At 69.6% G+C, this 16,091-nt stretch carries 14 protein-coding genes and 1 tRNA gene; 12 read left to right on the top strand and 3 right to left on the bottom strand.

Features of this window, described 5'->3' with window-relative positions; genetic code table 11:
• Nucleotides 1–3: 3 nt before the first annotated feature.
• From dmpG to AC07O4_RS21590, 9 genes are all read left to right on the top strand, one after another.
• The gene (dmpG, locus tag AC07O4_RS21630; protein ID WP_495305617.1) at nucleotides 4–1,077 is read left to right on the top strand and encodes a 4-hydroxy-2-oxovalerate aldolase; all 1,074 of its coding nucleotides are present in this window, start codon (nucleotides 4–6) and stop codon (nucleotides 1,075–1,077) included.
• Nucleotides 1,074–1,862 (top strand): 2-oxo-3-hexenedioate decarboxylase, encoded by a 789-nt coding sequence (gene dmpH / locus AC07O4_RS21625; protein WP_095746803.1) that lies wholly within the window; start codon nucleotides 1,074–1,076, stop codon nucleotides 1,860–1,862. Before dmpG ends, dmpH begins: the two co-directional genes overlap by 4 nt.
• A 38-nt stretch (nucleotides 1,863–1,900) precedes the next feature.
• Entirely contained in the window at nucleotides 1,901–2,092 is a 192-nt protein-coding gene (gene thmT / locus AC07O4_RS21620; RefSeq protein ID WP_062475127.1) for a 2-hydroxymuconate tautomerase, read from the top strand.
• Nucleotides 2,093–2,356: 264 nt separating this feature from the next.
• Nucleotides 2,357–2,842: a hypothetical protein gene (locus AC07O4_RS21615; RefSeq protein WP_495305616.1), complete on the top strand. Its 486-nt coding sequence runs from the start codon at nucleotides 2,357–2,359 to the stop codon at nucleotides 2,840–2,842.
• A gap of 97 nt (nucleotides 2,843–2,939) precedes the next feature.
• A complete protein-coding gene (locus tag AC07O4_RS21610) occupies nucleotides 2,940–3,911 on the top strand; it encodes an OmpA family protein (RefSeq protein WP_495305615.1) in 972 nt (323 codons plus the stop codon).
• A gap of 373 nt (nucleotides 3,912–4,284) precedes the next feature.
• Complete coding sequence (locus AC07O4_RS21605) at nucleotides 4,285–6,522, top strand: type I secretion system permease/ATPase (protein ID WP_495305614.1); 2,238 nt, start codon at nucleotides 4,285–4,287, stop codon at nucleotides 6,520–6,522.
• Nucleotides 6,523–6,551: 29 nt separating this feature from the next.
• On the top strand, nucleotides 6,552–7,868 hold the full coding sequence (locus tag AC07O4_RS21600; RefSeq protein WP_492697719.1) for an HlyD family type I secretion periplasmic adaptor subunit: 1,317 nt from the start codon (nucleotides 6,552–6,554) through the stop codon (nucleotides 7,866–7,868).
• A gap of 18 nt (nucleotides 7,869–7,886) precedes the next feature.
• Nucleotides 7,887–9,383: a TolC family protein gene (locus AC07O4_RS21595; protein WP_495305613.1), complete on the top strand. Its 1,497-nt coding sequence runs from the start codon at nucleotides 7,887–7,889 to the stop codon at nucleotides 9,381–9,383.
• A 282-nt stretch (nucleotides 9,384–9,665) separates the two neighbouring features.
• On the top strand, nucleotides 9,666–10,397 hold the full coding sequence (locus tag AC07O4_RS21590) for a hypothetical protein (protein WP_495305612.1): 732 nt from the start codon (nucleotides 9,666–9,668) through the stop codon (nucleotides 10,395–10,397).
• A gap of 71 nt (nucleotides 10,398–10,468) precedes the next feature.
• Here the strand turns inward: AC07O4_RS21590 and AC07O4_RS21585 are convergent.
• A tRNA-Met gene (locus AC07O4_RS21585) sits at nucleotides 10,469–10,545 on the bottom strand.
• A 167-nt stretch (nucleotides 10,546–10,712) separates the two neighbouring features.
• On the opposite strand from AC07O4_RS21585, the gene AC07O4_RS21580 reads away from it, so the two are divergent.
• Both AC07O4_RS21580 and AC07O4_RS21575 read left to right on the top strand, forming a co-directional pair.
• On the top strand, nucleotides 10,713–11,387 hold the full coding sequence (locus AC07O4_RS21580; protein ID WP_495305611.1) for a sigma-70 family RNA polymerase sigma factor: 675 nt from the start codon (nucleotides 10,713–10,715) through the stop codon (nucleotides 11,385–11,387).
• The gene (locus AC07O4_RS21575) at nucleotides 11,384–12,658 is read left to right on the top strand and encodes a hypothetical protein (RefSeq protein ID WP_495305610.1); all 1,275 of its coding nucleotides are present in this window, start codon (nucleotides 11,384–11,386) and stop codon (nucleotides 12,656–12,658) included. The genes AC07O4_RS21580 and AC07O4_RS21575 overlap by 4 nt, the downstream gene beginning before the upstream one ends.
• Nucleotides 12,659–12,703: 45 nt before the next feature.
• Here AC07O4_RS21575 and AC07O4_RS21570 read toward each other — a convergent pair whose 3' ends face one another.
• Nucleotides 12,704–13,483, bottom strand: a complete 780-nt coding sequence (locus AC07O4_RS21570; RefSeq protein ID WP_159272885.1) for an enoyl-CoA hydratase — start codon at nucleotides 13,481–13,483, stop codon at nucleotides 12,704–12,706.
• Nucleotides 13,484–13,616: 133 nt separating this feature from the next.
• Here AC07O4_RS21570 and AC07O4_RS21565 point away from each other — a divergent pair, with 133 nt between their 5' ends.
• Nucleotides 13,617–14,225: a DUF2325 domain-containing protein gene (locus AC07O4_RS21565; RefSeq protein ID WP_495305609.1), complete on the top strand. Its 609-nt coding sequence runs from the start codon at nucleotides 13,617–13,619 to the stop codon at nucleotides 14,223–14,225.
• Nucleotides 14,226–14,232: 7 nt separating this feature from the next.
• Here the strand turns inward: AC07O4_RS21565 and AC07O4_RS21560 are convergent, their stop codons facing one another.
• Nucleotides 14,233–16,089 (bottom strand): M61 family metallopeptidase, encoded by a 1,857-nt coding sequence (locus AC07O4_RS21560; RefSeq protein WP_495305608.1) that lies wholly within the window; start codon nucleotides 16,087–16,089, stop codon nucleotides 14,233–14,235.
• Nucleotides 16,090–16,091 lie beyond the last annotated feature (2 nt).

Raw genomic sequence — 16,091 nt, 5'->3', positions numbered from 1 at the left:
CCCATGACCACCCCCACCAACACCCACCTGCAGGGCCGCCGCGTCACCCTGCACGACATGACGCTGCGCGACGGCATGCACCCCAAGCGCCACCTGATGACGCTCGAACAGATGACGCACATCGCCAGCGGGCTCGACGAAGCGGGCGTGCCGCTGATCGAAGTGACGCACGGCGACGGCCTGGGCGGCAGCTCGGTCAACTACGGCTTTCCCGCGCATTCCGACGAAGCGTATCTGGGCGCCGTGATCCCGCTCATGAAGCAGGCCAAGGTGTCGGCGCTCCTGATTCCCGGCATCGGCACCGTGGACCACCTGCGCATGGCGCACGGCCTGGGCGTGCACACCGTGCGCGTGGCCACGCACTGCACCGAGGCCGACGTGTCCGAGCAGCACATCACCATGGCGCGCCAGCTCGACATGGACACGGTCGGTTTTCTCATGATGGCCCACATGGCCTCGCCCGAGACGCTGGTGCGCCAGGCGCTGCTCATGGAAGGCTACGGCGCCAACTGCATCTACGTGACCGACTCGGCGGGCTACATGCTGCCGGACGACGTCACGGCGCGCATCGGCGCGGTGCGTGCGGCGCTCCAGGCCGACACCGAGCTGGGCTTTCACGGCCACCACAACCTCGCGATGGGCGTGGCCAACTCGGTCGCGGCCGTCGCGGCCGGCGCCAACCGCATCGACGCCGCCGCCGCAGGCCTGGGCGCGGGCGCGGGCAACACGCCGATGGAGGTGTTCGTGGCGGTGTGCGACCGCATGGGCATCGAGACCGGTGTCGATGTGTTCCGCATCCAGGACGTGGCCGAGGACCGCGTGGTGCCGATCATGGACCACATGATCCGCGTCGACCGCGACTCGCTCACGCTGGGCTACGCGGGCGTGTACTCGAGCTTCCTGCTGTTCGCCAAGCGCGCCGAGAAGAAGTACGGCGTGCCCGCGCGCGAGATCCTGGTGGAACTGGGCCGGCGCGGCATGGTCGGCGGGCAGGAAGACATGATCGAAGACACGGCCATCACGCTGGCCCGCGCACGCCAGGCGGCGCAGCAACAACAGGAAGGAGTGGCGGCATGAAGCTCGACAAGAACACCATCGCCGCGCTCGCGGAGCACCTGGAGACCTGTGAGCTGGAAGCGCGCGACACGCCCAAGATCACCGACGAGCATCCCGAGATGGACTGGGACGACGCCTACGCCATCCAGAACGAGATCCGCCGCCGCAAGCTCGCGCGCGGCCATCGCATCATCGGGCTGAAGGCCGGGCTCACCTCGCACGCCAAGATGAAGCAGATGGGCGTGACCACGCCGGTCTTCGGCTTCATGGCCGACAACTACGCGCTGCCCGAAGGCGGCGAATGCAAGGTGAGCGAGCTCATCCATCCGAAGGTCGAGCCCGAGATCGCGTTCGTCACCAAGCGCGCGCTCAGCGGCCCGGGCTGCCACATCGGCGCCGTGCTCGCGGCCACCGATTTCGTGCTGCCGGGCATCGAGGTGATCGACAGCCGCTACCGCGACTTCAAGTTCGACCTGAAGAGCGTGGTGGCCGACAACACCTCGGCCTCGCGCTTCGTGGTGGGCGGGCGCGCCGTGCCCGCGAGCGAGGTCGACCTGCGCACCGTGGGCATCGTGCTCGAGAAGAACGGCCAGCCCGTGGCCTTCGGCGCGGGCGCCGCGGTGCTCGGCCACCCGGCCGCGGCCATTGCGATGCTGGCCAACCACCTGGGCGCGCGCGGCGAGGAGATTCCGGCGGGAACGCTGATTCTCTCGGGCGGCATCACCGAGGCCGTGGCCGTGCAGGCGGGCGATGCCGTCACGCTGAAGGTGCAGGGCATGGGCAGCGTGGGCCTGCGCTTCGTCTGACCTGCATCAAGCACTGAAGAACCGAACAGGAGTACACGATGCCCTTTGCACAGATCTACCTCATCGAAGGCCGCACCGAAGAACAGAAGCGCGCGCTGATCGAGAAAGTGACCCGCGCCATCGTCGAGGCCGTCGACGCGCCGAAGGAGAACGTGCGCGTGTGGCTGCACGACATGCCCAAGGAAAACTGGGGCATCGGCGGCGTGTCCGCCAAAGACCTCGGACGCTGACCGCTTCGCGCTGCGGCGCTGTCTTCTTCAAGGCCCTTGCGAGTCGCTGACTCGCGAGGGCCTTGTGCTTTGTACGAACTCCTGGGGGCTTTGTTCACAGTTTCGCCCTGTGCCTATGTCTGCCGCACCCGCTTTCGGACTCGTCCGATGGATGGAACGGGACCGTCTTCCTAAAGTCATTGGTCAACAAACCGTATGAGCTGGCGCCGCGCGTGCGCGTGCCGCTGCGGTCCCGTTTTTCATTCAGCAAGCACTAGGAATCACATGGCAACGAAGAAGACGAAGGTCGTCGTCAACAGCAACGGCAGGAACATCGATCACACGGTGGAAGCGGCAACGAACGGCATCCGCGTCAACAGCGGCGACTTCGCACGCATCGACGGCGGCCTGGGTGTCGACACCCTGGTGATGGACGGCAAGGCGATGCACATCGACCTGTCGGTCCTCGGCCCGAAGGTGCAGGGCGTGGAGAAGTTCGACCTCGGGTCGGGCGGCAACACGCTGGCGCTGAGCACGCACGACGTGCTGGCTGGCGGTGCGCGCGACATGGTCGTGGCCGACGGCAAGGTGCAGATGCTGGTCAACGGCGCCAATGGCGAGGTCGACCTGCTCGGCGGCACCCACGGCGACGACGGCTGGACCCAGGGCAGCAATGCCACGGTGGGCGGCGTGACGTACCACGTCTACACCAACCTGGCCGGCACGGCCGAACTGCTGGTCGAGGACAAGGTCCACGTGACCATCCTTTAAGCCGACGGGGCCCGTCGCCCGGCCGTGGCGTCGAGGTCCCACTTTTTTCTCATTCATTTTTCATGCGTGCCCCCGTGCGGGGCACCCGGAGCCATTCATGTCCTCGTTGCTTCCTTCGACTTTTCTTTTCTCCAACCGCGGCGCTCGCGCCGCCGCACTCCTGGCACTGGGCGTACTGGCGGCGACCGCGGCGCAGGCCCAGCAACCGCAGAAGCAGGGCGCTGCTGCGGCCCGTCAGGGGCCGGCCTACCGTGCCGTGCCCGCTGCAGCGGCCGACCAGGCCCAGGTGATCTTCTTTCGACCCGTCAGCAGTTCGGCCGCCGGCCAGCGCCCCGGTGCGGCGCACGTGTACGTGAACGGCGAGTTCCACGCCGCGCTGCTGCCCAACAGCTTCACGCGCCTGTGCGTGGCCCCGGGCAACCACTCCGTCGAGGCCTACCTCGGCGATGCGCCCACCTACGAAGGCAAGTCGCAGCCCCGTACGCGCGCCGAGCTCGAAGGCGGCAAGACGGTGTTCGTGGCCGTGTCGGAGCAGGACGGTTCGGGCTCGCCCGTGCCCTACCGCCGCGCCGATGCCGAACGCATGCTGGCGGGCGCGCACGAGCTGCGCCACGTGATCAGCCGCGCGAGCGCGGTCGAGCGCTGCCGGGAGCCGGTGGCCGCGGTGCAGCCGGTGGAAAAGGCCCGCTACACGCTCAACACCGACACGCTGTTCGCGTTCGGCCGCTCCGACCTCGCCGCGATGACGCAGAAGGGCCGCACGGCACTGGCCGACGTGGCTGCGCAGATCCGCGCGAATTCGCTGGAAGGCGTGACGCGCATCGCAGTGCGCGGCCATGCCGATCCGATCGGCTCGGCGCCCGAGAACCTGCGCCTGTCGGAGCAGCGCGCACAGACGGTGCGCCGCGTGCTGGCCGACGAAGGTCTGCCGGCGGACCGCATCGCGGCCGAAGGCATGGGCAGCGTCGAGACCGTGGTGTCGTGCGTGGCCAACCGCTCGCGCGACGCCCGCATTGCGTGCAACGCCCCCAACCGCCGCGTCGAGGTGGTGGTGCAGGGCGTGAAGTAAGTCGCACCGCGCGGCGGGCATTCCGGCGCTGCGTGCGCCGCGGGGCGTTGCCCCTTGCCCGCAGCGGCAGGGACAACGCCCCTTTTGGCGTGCATGCGGCCCGCAGTTTCGGACGAGTCCGATGGATTGTTCACGGGCCCATTTGTAAAGTCCTTGGCATGGGAAAGGCGCCTGCCGCGCGGCTCCCACGTCGAGTTCCCCCGCTGCCGAGGCGCATGCGGGGCCCCTGCGAATTCCTTGTCAGTGCAATGCCATGAAAGTCCGATGCCGTGGGGCAGGGACGGGTGTTGCCCCGATGTTTCACACCACCGGCATCCACGGCCCCGCCGCACTGCCACAGGCCTGCCAACGGGCGAAGAGAAAAGAGAACCACATGGCTGCAGTGATCGCGCATGACGCCGTACCCGGTGTACCGGGAGCCCCCGGCAACGAGGCGTCGCCGATGGCGATGGTGGCGGAAGAGCGCGACACGCTGCTGCGCGCCGTGCACTGGCTGTGCGCGCACCACGGCCGCACGCTGAGCGAGGCCGCGCTGCAGGCGGGCCTGCCGCGCGAGATGCGCCTGTCGCCCACGCTGGCGGTGCGCATCCTGGAGCAGGCGGGCATCGGCGCGGGCTGGGTCAAGCGCGAGGTGGGTGACCTGCTCTCGTACCTGTTCCCCGTGGTGGCGCTGCGCAAGGAAGGCGGCGCCTGTGTCATCACCGGCCGCAACGGCCAGGGCGACAAGGCCACCTACGACGTGATCCTGCCGGAAGCCGGCACGGGCACGGTGACGCTCACCGTGCAGGAGATGGCCGCGCTGTACGGCGGCCACGCGCTGCTGGCCAAGCCGCATGCGCAGCTGGACGACCGCGCCGGGCCCGAGGCCGAGGAGTCGGAAGGGCACTGGCTCTTTTCCACGCTGTGGCGCTACCGGCGCTACTACGCGAGCGCCGCGTTGGCGGCGCTGCTCATCAACATCCTCACGCTGGCGAGCACCTTCTTCACGATGAACGTGTACGACCGCGTGGTGCCCAACCAGGCGTATGTCACGCTGTGGTCGCTGGCCATCGGCGTGGTGTTTGCGATGGTGTTCGAGTTCAGTGCGCGCCACGTGCGCTCGCACCTGGTGGACATGGCGGGCAAGAAGGCCGACCTGATCCTGGGCTCGATGCTGTTTCGCAAGCTGCTGTCCACGCGCATGGAGCACAAGCCGCAGTCGTCGGGCTCGTCGGCCAACCAGCTGCGCGAGTTCGAATCGGTGCGCGACTTCGTGACCTCGGCCACCATCTCGACGCTGTCGGACCTGCCGTTCTGCCTGCTGTTCGTGGGCATCATCTTCATGATCGGCGGGCCGCTGGCGCTGGTGCCGCTGCTGTCCATTCCGCTCATCATCCTCATCAGCGTGGCCATCCAGTGGCCGCTGGCCAAGGTGATGCAGGAGAACCTGCGCGAGGGTTCGCTCAAGCAGGGTCTGCTCATCGAATCGATCGAAGGCATCGAGTCGCTCAAGGCCGCGCGCGGCGAGGGCGTGATGCAGCAGAAGTGGGAAAACTTCAGCGCGCTCGCGGCCACCAGTTCGATGAAGTCGCGCAAGCTCTCGAGCATGGCGGTGAACCTCGTCACGCTGATCCAGCAGGTGCAGACCGTGGTGCTGGTGGTGTGGGGCGTGTACCTCATTCATGCGGGCGAGTTCACGATGGGTGCGCTGTTCGGCACGGTCATTCTGGCCGGGCGTTCGACTTCGCCGCTGGCGGCGGTGGTGGGCCTGGCGGTGCGCTACCAGCAGGCCAAGACGGCGCTGACCTCGCTCAACCAGGTGATGGCCAAGCCGGCCGACCGCGTGGCGGAGCGACGCTACCTGGCCAAGCCGGTGTTCAACGGCCACGTCACGCTCAAGAAGATCAACTTCGCGTACCCCGCGCCGCCGATGCAGCCGGCACCGCCGGTGCTGCAGGACGTGAGCCTCGCGATCAAGGCGGGCGAACGCATCGCCATCCTGGGCAACATCGGTTGCGGCAAGTCGACGCTGCTGCGCGTGATGGCTGCGATGTACCAGCCCGGTGCCGGGCAGGTGCTGCTCGACGGCGTCGACGTGGGCCAGATCGACCCGGCCGACGTGCGCGCCGCCGTGGGCCTGCTGAGCCAGGACGCGCGCCTGTTCCACGGCACGCTGCGCGACAACGTGACCATCGGCCACCCGTCGGCCACCACGGAAGAGTTTCTGCACGTGGCGCGCATCACCGGCATCGACGCGATTGCGGCGCGCCATCCGCGCGGCTACGACATGCCCATCGGCGAGGGCGGCCACGGCCTCTCGGGCGGGCAGCGCCAGCTGGTGGCGCTCGCGCGCTGCCTGCTGCTGCGCCCGCGCATCCTGCTGATGGACGAGCCCACCAGCTCGATGGACCTGCAGACCGAACATGAATTCTTGCGCCGCATGGCGCACGTCACGCAGGGCCAGACCCTGGTGGTGGCCACGCACCGGCTGTCGGTGCTCGACCTGGTCGATCGCATCGTCGTGATGGACGGCGACGGCAAGGTGTTCCTCGACGGACCGAAAGACGCCGTGCTGGCGCGCCTGCGCGGCGCGGCCGGCAATGAACCGAACGAACAACCGGTGCCCGCGTGAGCGCGCACCCGATGCAAGGAAACGATGCCATGAACACGAATGAAACCACCGCGGGGCCCATGCCCGGCGCGGCCTTGCCGGCAAAGGTGCCGGCCCCCGTGGCGAAGCTGCCCGCGAAGCGCCCGGGCCCGAGCGGCCAGGCACGCCATGAAGACTCTCCCTTCGTGAAGGACCTGCGCGAGGCGATGCTGGTGCAGAAGACGCCGGGCAGCCTGGCGGTGCTGTACCTGATCGCGACGATCCTCGTGGTCGGCGGCGTGTGGGCGCACTTTGCCAAGGTGGAAGAGATCACGCAGGGCGAAGGCCGCGTGATTCCGGCCAGCCGCGAGCAGATCATCCAGAGCCTGGAAGGCGGCATCCTGGAAGAGATGAACGTGCACGAAGGCGACGTGGTCGAGCGCGGGCAGATCCTGCTCGAGATCGACCCGACGCGCGCGGGTGCGTCGTACCGCGAAGGGCTGTCGAAGGTGCAGGCGCTGAAGGGCTCCATTGCCCGCCTGCGCGCCGAGGCCTATGCGCAGCCGCTGGCGTTTCCGCCGGACGTGCAGGGCGTGGACTCGATCGTGCGCGACGAGACGCAGGCCTACAACGCGCGCCGCCAGACGCTCAACGAGAGCGTGGGTGCGCTGCAGCGCAGCCTGCAGCTGGCCGAGCGCGAGATCTCGCTGTCGGAGCCGCTGTCGGCGCGCGGCCTGATGTCGGAGGTGGAAGTCTTGCGCATGAAGCGCCAGGCCAACGAGTTCCGCCTGCAGATCGCCGAGCGCCAGAACAAGTACCGGGCCGAGGCCAACGCCGAGCTCACGCGCTTCGAGGGCGAGCTGGCGCAGGCCAAGGAGAACATGGGCGCGCGCGAGGACGTGATGAAGCGCACCACCATCAAGGCGCCCGTGAAGGGCACCGTGAAGAACATCCGCGTGAACACCATCGGCGGCGTGATCCAGCAGGGCGCGGACATCATGGAGATCGTGCCGCTGGAAGACCAGCTGCTGGTGGAAGCCAAGATCAAGCCGTCGGACGTGGCCTTCATCCGCCCGACGCTGCCGGCCACCGTGAAGATCTCGGCCTACGACTACGGCATCTACGGCGGCCTCACCGGCACGGTGGAGCACCTGAGCCCCGACACGCTGAAGGACGACGAGAAGGCGCGCCAGGGCGCGCGCGGCGACACCTCGTACTACCGGCTGCTGGTGCGCACGGACAAAGCCTCCTTGAGCGCGGGCGACAAGGAGTTCCCCATCATTCCCGGCATGACCGCCACGGTCGAGATCCGCACGGGCGAGAAATCAGTTTTGAGCTACCTGCTGAAGCCGGTGCTCAAGGCGCGCGAAGCCTTTCGCGAACGTTGAGCAGGAGTCGAGGTCCTCATGAAAACGAAGAAGAACAAATCCATGCAGTCGGGCGCGTGCGCGCTGCTGTCGGTGTCGATGCTGTTCGGCGCCGGTGCGTCGGTGGCGCATGCGTCGCAGGACGAAGCGCCCGCGCTGAAGGTGGCGCGGCGGTTGGCTGCAGCGCCAGCCGTGGCTGTTGCCGTGGCGCCGGTGGCCATGCCGATGCCGGCGCCGTTCGTGGCGGCATCGCCGCCGCCGTTCCAGATGCGCAAGGTGGCGGCATCCGCCTCCGCGATGGGCCTCAGCGCCGACGCGGGCGAGCGCCTGCGCGCCTACCTCGACGAGAACGTGCGCAAGGCGCTCGAGCTCAGCGCCGAGGCGCGCGAGGCGCAAGCCAACTGGAAGGCGGCCGAGTACGACATCGACCAGGCCAAGGGCCAGCGTTGGCCGCAGGTGCAGGTGGGCGTGTCGTCGCCCACGGCGACCTTCGGCGGCAGCGGCGCCAACAACAGCGGCACGCGCAGCGCGGCGGGCAACCTCGCGATCACCACGCCGGTGTACGACTGGGGGCGCCTGAGCGCCACCATCGACAGCCGCACCGAGACCTCGAAGGCGGCCTACCAGGCGGCGCAGCAGGTGCGCCAGAAGATCGCCTACGACACCGTGTCGGCGCTGCTCGAACAGCGGCGCCACCAGGCGGCGCTCGAGGCCAGCCAGGGCTACGTCAAGCGCATGGACGAGCTGGTCGACATGCTGAGCCAGATCGTGCAGAGCGACCGCGGCCGCGCCAGCGAACTCACGCAGGCGCGCGCACGCCGCCTGCAGGCCGTGACCGGCCGCGACGCCATCGTGGCCAAGCTGCGCGAGGTGCAGGTCAACCTCGTGAAGCTGGTCGGCGAAGAGGTGCAGTGGCCGGCCGACCTGGCATGGGAGATCCGCCCGGTCGCGCTGCAGGACGCCCTGATTGCGGGCGCGGAGCATCCGGCCATGCAGCAGGCGCGGGCCGAGGCGAAGGCCGCGGGCCTGTACGCGGAGTCGGTGAAGGCCGGGCGCCTGCCGCAGCTGAACTGGGTGGTCGGCAAGAGCACGCAGGAAGATTCGGCGGGCAACAAGCAGCCGTGGTCCACGGGCCTGTCGCTGCAGTGGAACGCGTTCCAGGGGGGCTCGGGGCGCGCGTCGGAACGCGCGGCCTTCGAGCGCGCGGCGGCCGGCGAGGAAAAGGCCGAGGCCTCGGCGCGCGACCTGGCCTACCGGCTGCGCACCTCGGCCGAGCAGCGCGACGCGGCGGCCAGCCGTGCCGGCGAGTACACCGAGCTGATCCAGGAAACCGACCGCGTGCGCAAGATCTTCTACGAGCAGTGGTACCACCTGGGCAAGCGCACGCTGCTCGACGTGCTCACGGCCGAGAGCGACCACTACAACAACCAGTCGGCCCAGGTGACGACGCGCTTCGACGCCGAGGCGGCCGACCTGCGCATGCGCGCCGACTCGGCCATGCTGCTGGACTGGCTGCGCGGCGCAAAGGTGCTCTGAGGGGCGCGAAAGGCGCGGCTTTTCGGAACAGTCCTATGTACGGGCCGTGCGGGCCTTCCTAGGATGGGTGAGCGCCGGGTTGCCTCAGTGGGCCCGCTGCCTTGTGCCGCATCGCATGCGGCATGAAGCGCGGGCGCAGCGGACGCGGCTTCATTCATTCTTTTGAGAATTTCGAGCACCCATGCCGGTCCTGATCACCGGGGTCGCGAACCGCGGCCCGAGCCCCCGAACGCATTGCCTCGGGCATGTTGTTGCCGCAGCGGACTGTGAAGGGACTCCCGCATGAGCCGCTTCTTCGCCGCACCCTCGGAGCCCCTGGCACGCCCCGCCCGCCGCATCGGCGTGCTCGGCCATGCGCTGCGCGAGCGCGAGTACGCGCGGCGCGTGCTGCGCGCGCTGGGCGTGGCGCCGCTGGTGTTCACCTGCGTCGACGAACTGGCGACGCTGGGCGACCGCCTGAACCTGCTGTTCCTGGCCGACGTGCCCGAGGCGGCGAGCGAGGAGGCGCCGGACGTGCTGTCGTTGATGGGGACGAAGATCGTTCCACTGGCGCAGGAGGCGCCCGCGCCCACGCGGCACCTGCGGGGGCGCCCGCCCGTAGCGGCACCGGCGTTCGACGACTTCTACCGCACCATCCTGCTGTCGCTCCGAACGCGCGGCCTGGCGTGCGCGATGCCAACACCGCTCGTGTGGGGCGCCTACAGCTTCCAGCCAATGGACCGCAGCGTGAGCTTCCCGGGCCGCACGCAGCGCGTCGACCCGGTCACCTTCGACCTCGCGCTGGAGTTCTTCTTCAACGCCGAGCGCGTGCTGTCGATTCCGCGGCTGCGGCAGATGCTCAACCCCGTGCGCGGCGCGCGCAGGTTCTGGGGCAACGAACTCATCGGCACGCTGACGGACGTGATGGACGAACTGCAGCTGCACGGCGCGCACGGCTGGCGCCTGGTGCACTGCGAGCCCGAGGCGTTCCGGCTGGACCGGGTGCCGGTGGGTGAGACCCCATTGCAGGCCTGAACGAAAAAAGCCCTAAGTCGTTGAAAACTTAGGGCTTTTTGAGCCATTCCGCCGGGGCGGGGAGGCTGTGTTGGTGGCTCTTCACGGACTCGAACCGCGGACCTGTGGATTATGATTCCATCGCTCTAACCGACTGAGCTAAAGAGCCGTCAGTGCAATTCAGCACCGAGCCCAAAATTATAGCCCAGGCTTTGGGCCCAGTTCAACTCCCGGCGTTTTCAGGTCGATTTTTCTGCGATCGAATGCGTCGGATCGCATCGCGACTTAACCCCGATCGCCGCCGTGCGCCGTACAAGCTCGGGTGACAATCCTGCGATGTCTGCGCTGCCACGCGCCCCTTCTGCTGCTGCCCGCACCGCCACCGAGCGCGACGCCATGCCCGACGATCAGTTGATGCTGGCCTACGCCCACGGCGATGCCGCCGCCTTCGACGTGCTCTATGCGCGCCACGAAGGCGGCCTGTTCCGCTTCGTCAAGCGCCTGCTTGGCGCGCGGCTGGCCGCGCAGGCCGACGAGGTGTTCCAGGACACCTGGGTGCGGATCATCTCGGCGCGCGACAGCTTCTCGCCGCAGGGCGCCACCTGGCGCACCTGGGCCTTCACCATCGCGCACAACCTCGCGATGGACCGCCTGCGCGTGAGCGGGCGCGAGGTGACGCTCGATGGCCACGCGACCGACGACGACGGCGACGCCGTGCCCGCGCTCGACCGCGGCGTGCACGGGGCCACCGACTTGCCGGCGCACCCGTCGGCCGAAGAGCTGGCGTTCTGGCGCGCTGCCGGGCGTCGGCTGCTGGCCTGTCTCGACGAACTGCCAGCCGAGCAACGCGCGGCTTTTCTCTTGCACCATGAAGACGGCCTGACCGTCGACGCGCTCGCGGCCCGGCTGGAGATCGGCTTCGAGACCGTGCGCAGCCGTCTGCGCTACGGGCTGCAGAAGCTGCGCGGCTGCATGGAACGCTACCTGTCGGTGCTGGAGCAGCGCGCATGAGCACCGGCATGGACGACGACGACCTGCACGACGCCCGGCTGCGCCGCGCGCTGGACCACGCGCCCGACCGCGACGCCGTGCCCGCGGCCCACACGCGCGAGGCGATCCTGAAGATGGCGCACAACCTCGCCGCGGCCTCCGCGCCGGCGGCCGGCCCTGCTGTGGAGGCTGCGCCGTGGTGGCGACGCCTGTTCGATGGCGGCAGCCCCCGCTCGCGCATGCCGTGGAATGCGGCCTTCGCGACCGTGCTCGTGGCGACCTTCGTCACCGTGCTGTGGCATCGCGAGCCAGTGCCCGACGCGCGGCTCGATGGCGAGGCGCAAGTGGCCGGGGCGCCCGCGCCGGCGTCGGCACCACCTGCGCCTGCGCAAACGGCCGAGGCGCCGGCAGTAGCCGCGGCACCGGTGCCGCCTGCGCCAGCCGCTGAACCGGCCGCAACGGCGGACATGACACCGCCCGCTGCGCAGCGCAGCGAAGCGGCGCGCGATGCGAAAGAAACCCTGAAGCAGCGCGAGACGCAGGACACGCGTGAAGCGTCGCGGCGGCGCGAAGCCCCTGCGGCGGCGGCGTCGGTCCAGAAGGACGAAGCACGGGCGATGGAAAAGGCGGCGCCCGCGGCCCCGGTGGTGCAAGCCCCGGCGCCCGTGCCTGCGCCTGTCGCACCGGCCATCGCATCTGCGCCCATGCCGGCTGCACCACCCATGGCCGATGTCGGCCAGAGTCCGATGCCCTACGCAGCCGCACCGCCGGCGCCGGCCGTAGCACCTGCAGCGCCAGCGCCGATGCAGCGCGAGTCCGCAGAGACGGCGCCGTCGCTCGCCGCGCAAGGCGGAGCCAGCGCGAATGGCGCCGGCATGCAGCGTCGGGCCGCTCCCGTGCAAGCCGCGCCGGCTCCGTCGGCGACCGCCAAGGCGGCGCCGCGCGCAGCCACCGAAGCTGTGGCGAGCGGTGGCTTCACGGCACTGGACCGCTGGACCGCGCTCGACATCACGCGCGCCGGCACCACCACGCGCCAGGCGCGCGGCGACACCGAAGGCCTCGCGGCACTGGTGAACACCGTGGCGCGTGCGGCCGCCGTGGCGGGCGGGGAGTTGGGTGCGCCGGTCGAGGCGCGCATCGAACTGCGGCGCGACGGCGCGTTGCTGGCCGTGCTCGAGATCGCGGGCGACCAGGTGCGGTGGACGCCGCAGCCGGGCGGCCCCGCCTCCATCGGCACGCCGTCGGCGCAGGCACTCGAGGCGCTGCGCACGGCGCTGTCGCGAGCCCGCTGACGGCGACCGCCGCTGCGGTCGCCGGGCCCGCGACGATCGGGCGGATCAGGCGTTCTTGAAATCCGGCTGGCGCTTGGCCAGGAACGCGTCCATGCCTTCCTTCTGGTCCTGCGTCGCGAACAGCGCGTGGAACAGGCGGCGTTCGAACATCACGCCGTCGCTCAGGCCGCTCTCGAAGGCGCGGTTGACCGATTCCTTGGCCGCCATCACGGCGATCTGCGAGAAGCCCGCGATGATCAGCGCGGCGCCCAGCGCTTCGTCGGCCAGCTTCTCATAGGGCACCACGCGGCTCACGAGGCCCGCGCGCTCGGCTTCGGCGGCGTCCATCATGCGGGCGGTGAGCGCCATGTCCATGGCCTTGCTCTTGCCCACCGCGCGCGGCAGGCGCTGCGTGCCGCCGGCGCCGGGGATCACGCCGATCTTGATCTCTGGCTGGCCGAACTTGGCGTTGTCGGCCGCGATGATGAAGTCGCACATCATCGCCAGCTCGCAGCCGCCGCCCAGTGCGAAGCCGCTCACGGCCGCGATCACCGGCTTGCGGATCGAGCGGATGGTTTCCCAGTTGCGCGTGATGTAGTCGCCCTTGTAGGTGTCGATGAAGCTGTACTTGGCCATCGCCGCGATGTCGGCGCCGGCCGCGAAGGCGCGCTCGCTGCCCGTGAGGATGATGCAGCCGATGGCGTCGTCGGCGTCGAAGGCCTTGAGCGCCTGGCCCAGCTCGGTCATCAGCGCGTCGTTCAGCGCATTGAGGGCCTTGGGGCGGTTGAGGGTGATGATGCCGACCTTGCCTGCTTCGGTCCGCACGTCGATGTTTTCGTAGCTCATGGTGTCGCTGTCTCCGGGGGAGGTGGGGAAAAAAACGCGTCCCACTATACCCAGCCAGGCTTCGGGCCCGCTGACGCGCGGGTGTTTCATTTGAGAATTGTTCTCATCTAGAATGGCCGCCATGGACTTCCCGATGCAAGAACATGCCGTGTTGCTGCGGGCCTATGCCCGGGTGCAGGAGCGTTGCTCGCGCCTGCTGGTGGAGCAGGCCGCCCGGGTCGAGCGGCTCGAGGCGCAGATCGTGCGGCTGCGCGGTGCGCTGGTGGCGCGCGACTCGGCGATTGCCATCGTGCGCGAGGAACTGGCGGCGCGCGCCGCCAAGGGCAGCGCCTTGCCCCAACGCCTGAATGCGCTGCTGGCGCCGGGCGGCCGGCGTCACCATGCCTTGCCGCCGGGGCCGCAGGTGCCGGCCGACCTGCGGGCCAAGTCGGTGCTGTGCGTGGGCCGTTCGGAAGCGGCGCCCGAGGCGCCTTCGCTGGCGCGCCAGCTCGTGGAGATTGCCGGTGGCCACTACCTGCACCACGACGGCGGCGACGAGGCCGACGACCCCGCGGCGCTCGAGGCGGGCCTGCGCGCCGCCGACCTCGTGATCTGCCAGACCGGCTGCGTGAGCCACGGCGCCTACTGGCGCGTGCAGGACCACTGCCGCCGCACCGGCAAGCCCTGCGTGCTGGTGGGCGAGCCGCAGCCGATGCTGTTCGTGCGGCCGCCGCTGGCGGCGGCCGTCGATCACCCGGCCTGAAAAGGAGTTACGGCTTGGCTGCGAGCCAGGCCGTGATCTTGGCCGCGTCGTGCGAGAACAGCCGCCACGTGGTCGAGCCCGTCGGCAGCGTGAGCGGCAGGCGCAGCAGCCGGCGGTCGCGCGCGACGAGGGCGGTGCATTTGGTGGCATCGCCAAGGTACAGCGCCAGGTCGTCGAGCTTCGTGAGGCGCCAGGCCTGCGCGGGTTGCGCCGCGCCCTTGCGACCACCGACGGCCGGCAACTCGATGCCGATCCATTCGTCGTTGGCCGAGAAACCGGCCTTTTCGGCGGCGCCGCCGCGCAGCACCACCTTGATCTGCACGCTGCCGCCGGTTTCGGCCACGCGCAGGCCGAGCGCCTGCGCCGGTTGCGAGGGATCGTCGAGCGTGGCCACGCCGTGCGCGCGCAGCAGGTCGGCCAGCGGGAGTTCGTCGGTCGAATGCACCCAGCGCGCAAGCTCCGGGGCGTACGAGCGTCCGCCCACGGCTTCGAGTGCGGTTGCGATGCGGGCCTCGCTGATCGGGCCGCCGTTGCTGTGCGTCCAGAGGTGGCGCATCACGTCGTCGAGCGTGCCCTTGCGTTCCTGGCGCAGCGTGAGGTCGAAGCACAGCGCCACCAGCGCACCCTTGGTGTAGTAGCTGACGGTGCTGTTGGGCGTCTGCTCGTCCTGGCGGTAGTACTTGACCCAGGCGTCGAAGCTCGCGTCGGCCACCGGCTGCACCAGCCGGCCGGGCGTCTGCAGCACCTGGTTGATGGTCTTGTTGAGCAGGCGCAGGTACGCCGCGTCGTCGATGCGGCCGGCGCGGCGCAGCAGCAGGTCGTCGTAGTAGCTCGTGAAGCCCTCGAAGAACCACAGCAGCTGCGTGTAGTTCTCGCGGCTGTAGTCGTAGCCGGCGAACTCCGCCGGGCGCATGCGCTTGACGTTCCAGGTGTGGAAGTACTCGTGGCTGATGAGGCCCAGCAGCGTGGTGTAGCCCTCGGGCTGCTTCTTCTTTTCGCCGCGCAGCGGCAGGTCGCGGCGGTTGCAGATGAGCGCGGTGGAATGGCGGTGCTCGAGCCCGCCGTAGCCGTCGTCCACCGCATTGAGCATGAACACGTAGCGGTCGATCGGCAGCTTGGGGCCGCCGCGCTTTCCCGCCTTGTCGCCGTGCCAGAAGCGGATCTCGGCTTCGCAGATCGCCTTGGTGTCGGCAATGAGGCGATCGCCGTCGAACGAGGCCGCGGCGCCCGCGATCACGAAGCGGTGCGGCACGCCGCAGGCGTCGAACTCGGCGCTCCAGAAGGCGCCCATCTCGACCGGGCTGTCGGCCAGTTCGTCGTAGCCGGCGGCGCGGTAGCTGCCGAAGCCGTGCTTGTCGGCCTTCGTCGGCACGAGCGCGGTGGCGCACGACCAGCGCGCGGCGTCGGCCGGCAGCGCGGGCGGCACGATTTCCAGCGCGTGCGGCGCCTCGGTCTGGCCTTCGACACGCAGGCAGACGCTGGTGCCGTTGAAGAAGCCGCGCGTGGCGTCGAGCCAGGCGGTGCGCACCGAGTTGTCGTAGGCGCAGACCTGGTAGTGCAGCACCAGCGGCTGGCCCGGCACGCAGTCGATCTGCCAGCTGCACTTGTCGAGCTGCGTCAGCACCGGCTTGCGGCGGCCCTGCGTGGCGCGCAGGCCCTGCAGGTTCTTGGCGAACTCGCGCACGAGGTAGCTGCCCGGAATCCACACCGGCAGCGCCACGCGCTGCTGCGCGGCGGGCGCGGCGATGGTCAGCGTGACGGCGAACAGGCGCGCATGCAGGTCGGCGCACTCGACGCGGCAATGCACAGCGGGCGTGGCGGTTGCAGCCGCGGCTGCGCGCCGGGAAGCGGAGGTCGTCGCCATCG

It is taken from the genome of Variovorax sp. GW821-FHT09D04, assembly GCF_059416405.1.
Note: the sequence above shows the minus strand (reverse complement) of the source record. Positions and strands in the feature narration are given on the sequence as shown.

Coding starts and splice junctions, on each gene's coding strand:
- dmpG (WP_495305617.1), top strand. CDS start 4: ATGACCACCCCCACCAACACCCACCTGCAGGGCCGCCGCGTCACCCTG.
- dmpH (WP_095746803.1), top strand. CDS start 1,074: ATGAAGCTCGACAAGAACACCATCGCCGCGCTCGCGGAGCACCTGGAG.
- thmT (WP_062475127.1), top strand. CDS start 1,901: ATGCCCTTTGCACAGATCTACCTCATCGAAGGCCGCACCGAAGAACAG.
- AC07O4_RS21615 (WP_495305616.1), top strand. CDS start 2,357: ATGGCAACGAAGAAGACGAAGGTCGTCGTCAACAGCAACGGCAGGAAC.
- AC07O4_RS21610 (WP_495305615.1), top strand. CDS start 2,940: ATGTCCTCGTTGCTTCCTTCGACTTTTCTTTTCTCCAACCGCGGCGCT.
- AC07O4_RS21605 (WP_495305614.1), top strand. CDS start 4,285: ATGGCTGCAGTGATCGCGCATGACGCCGTACCCGGTGTACCGGGAGCC.
- AC07O4_RS21600 (WP_492697719.1), top strand. CDS start 6,552: ATGAACACGAATGAAACCACCGCGGGGCCCATGCCCGGCGCGGCCTTG.
- AC07O4_RS21595 (WP_495305613.1), top strand. CDS start 7,887: ATGAAAACGAAGAAGAACAAATCCATGCAGTCGGGCGCGTGCGCGCTG.
- AC07O4_RS21590 (WP_495305612.1), top strand. CDS start 9,666: ATGAGCCGCTTCTTCGCCGCACCCTCGGAGCCCCTGGCACGCCCCGCC.
- AC07O4_RS21580 (WP_495305611.1), top strand. CDS start 10,713: ATGTCTGCGCTGCCACGCGCCCCTTCTGCTGCTGCCCGCACCGCCACC.
- AC07O4_RS21575 (WP_495305610.1), top strand. CDS start 11,384: ATGAGCACCGGCATGGACGACGACGACCTGCACGACGCCCGGCTGCGC.
- AC07O4_RS21570 (WP_159272885.1), bottom strand. CDS start 13,483: ATGAGCTACGAAAACATCGACGTGCGGACCGAAGCAGGCAAGGTCGGC.
- AC07O4_RS21565 (WP_495305609.1), top strand. CDS start 13,617: ATGCAAGAACATGCCGTGTTGCTGCGGGCCTATGCCCGGGTGCAGGAG.
- AC07O4_RS21560 (WP_495305608.1), bottom strand. CDS start 16,089: ATGGCGACGACCTCCGCTTCCCGGCGCGCAGCCGCGGCTGCAACCGCC.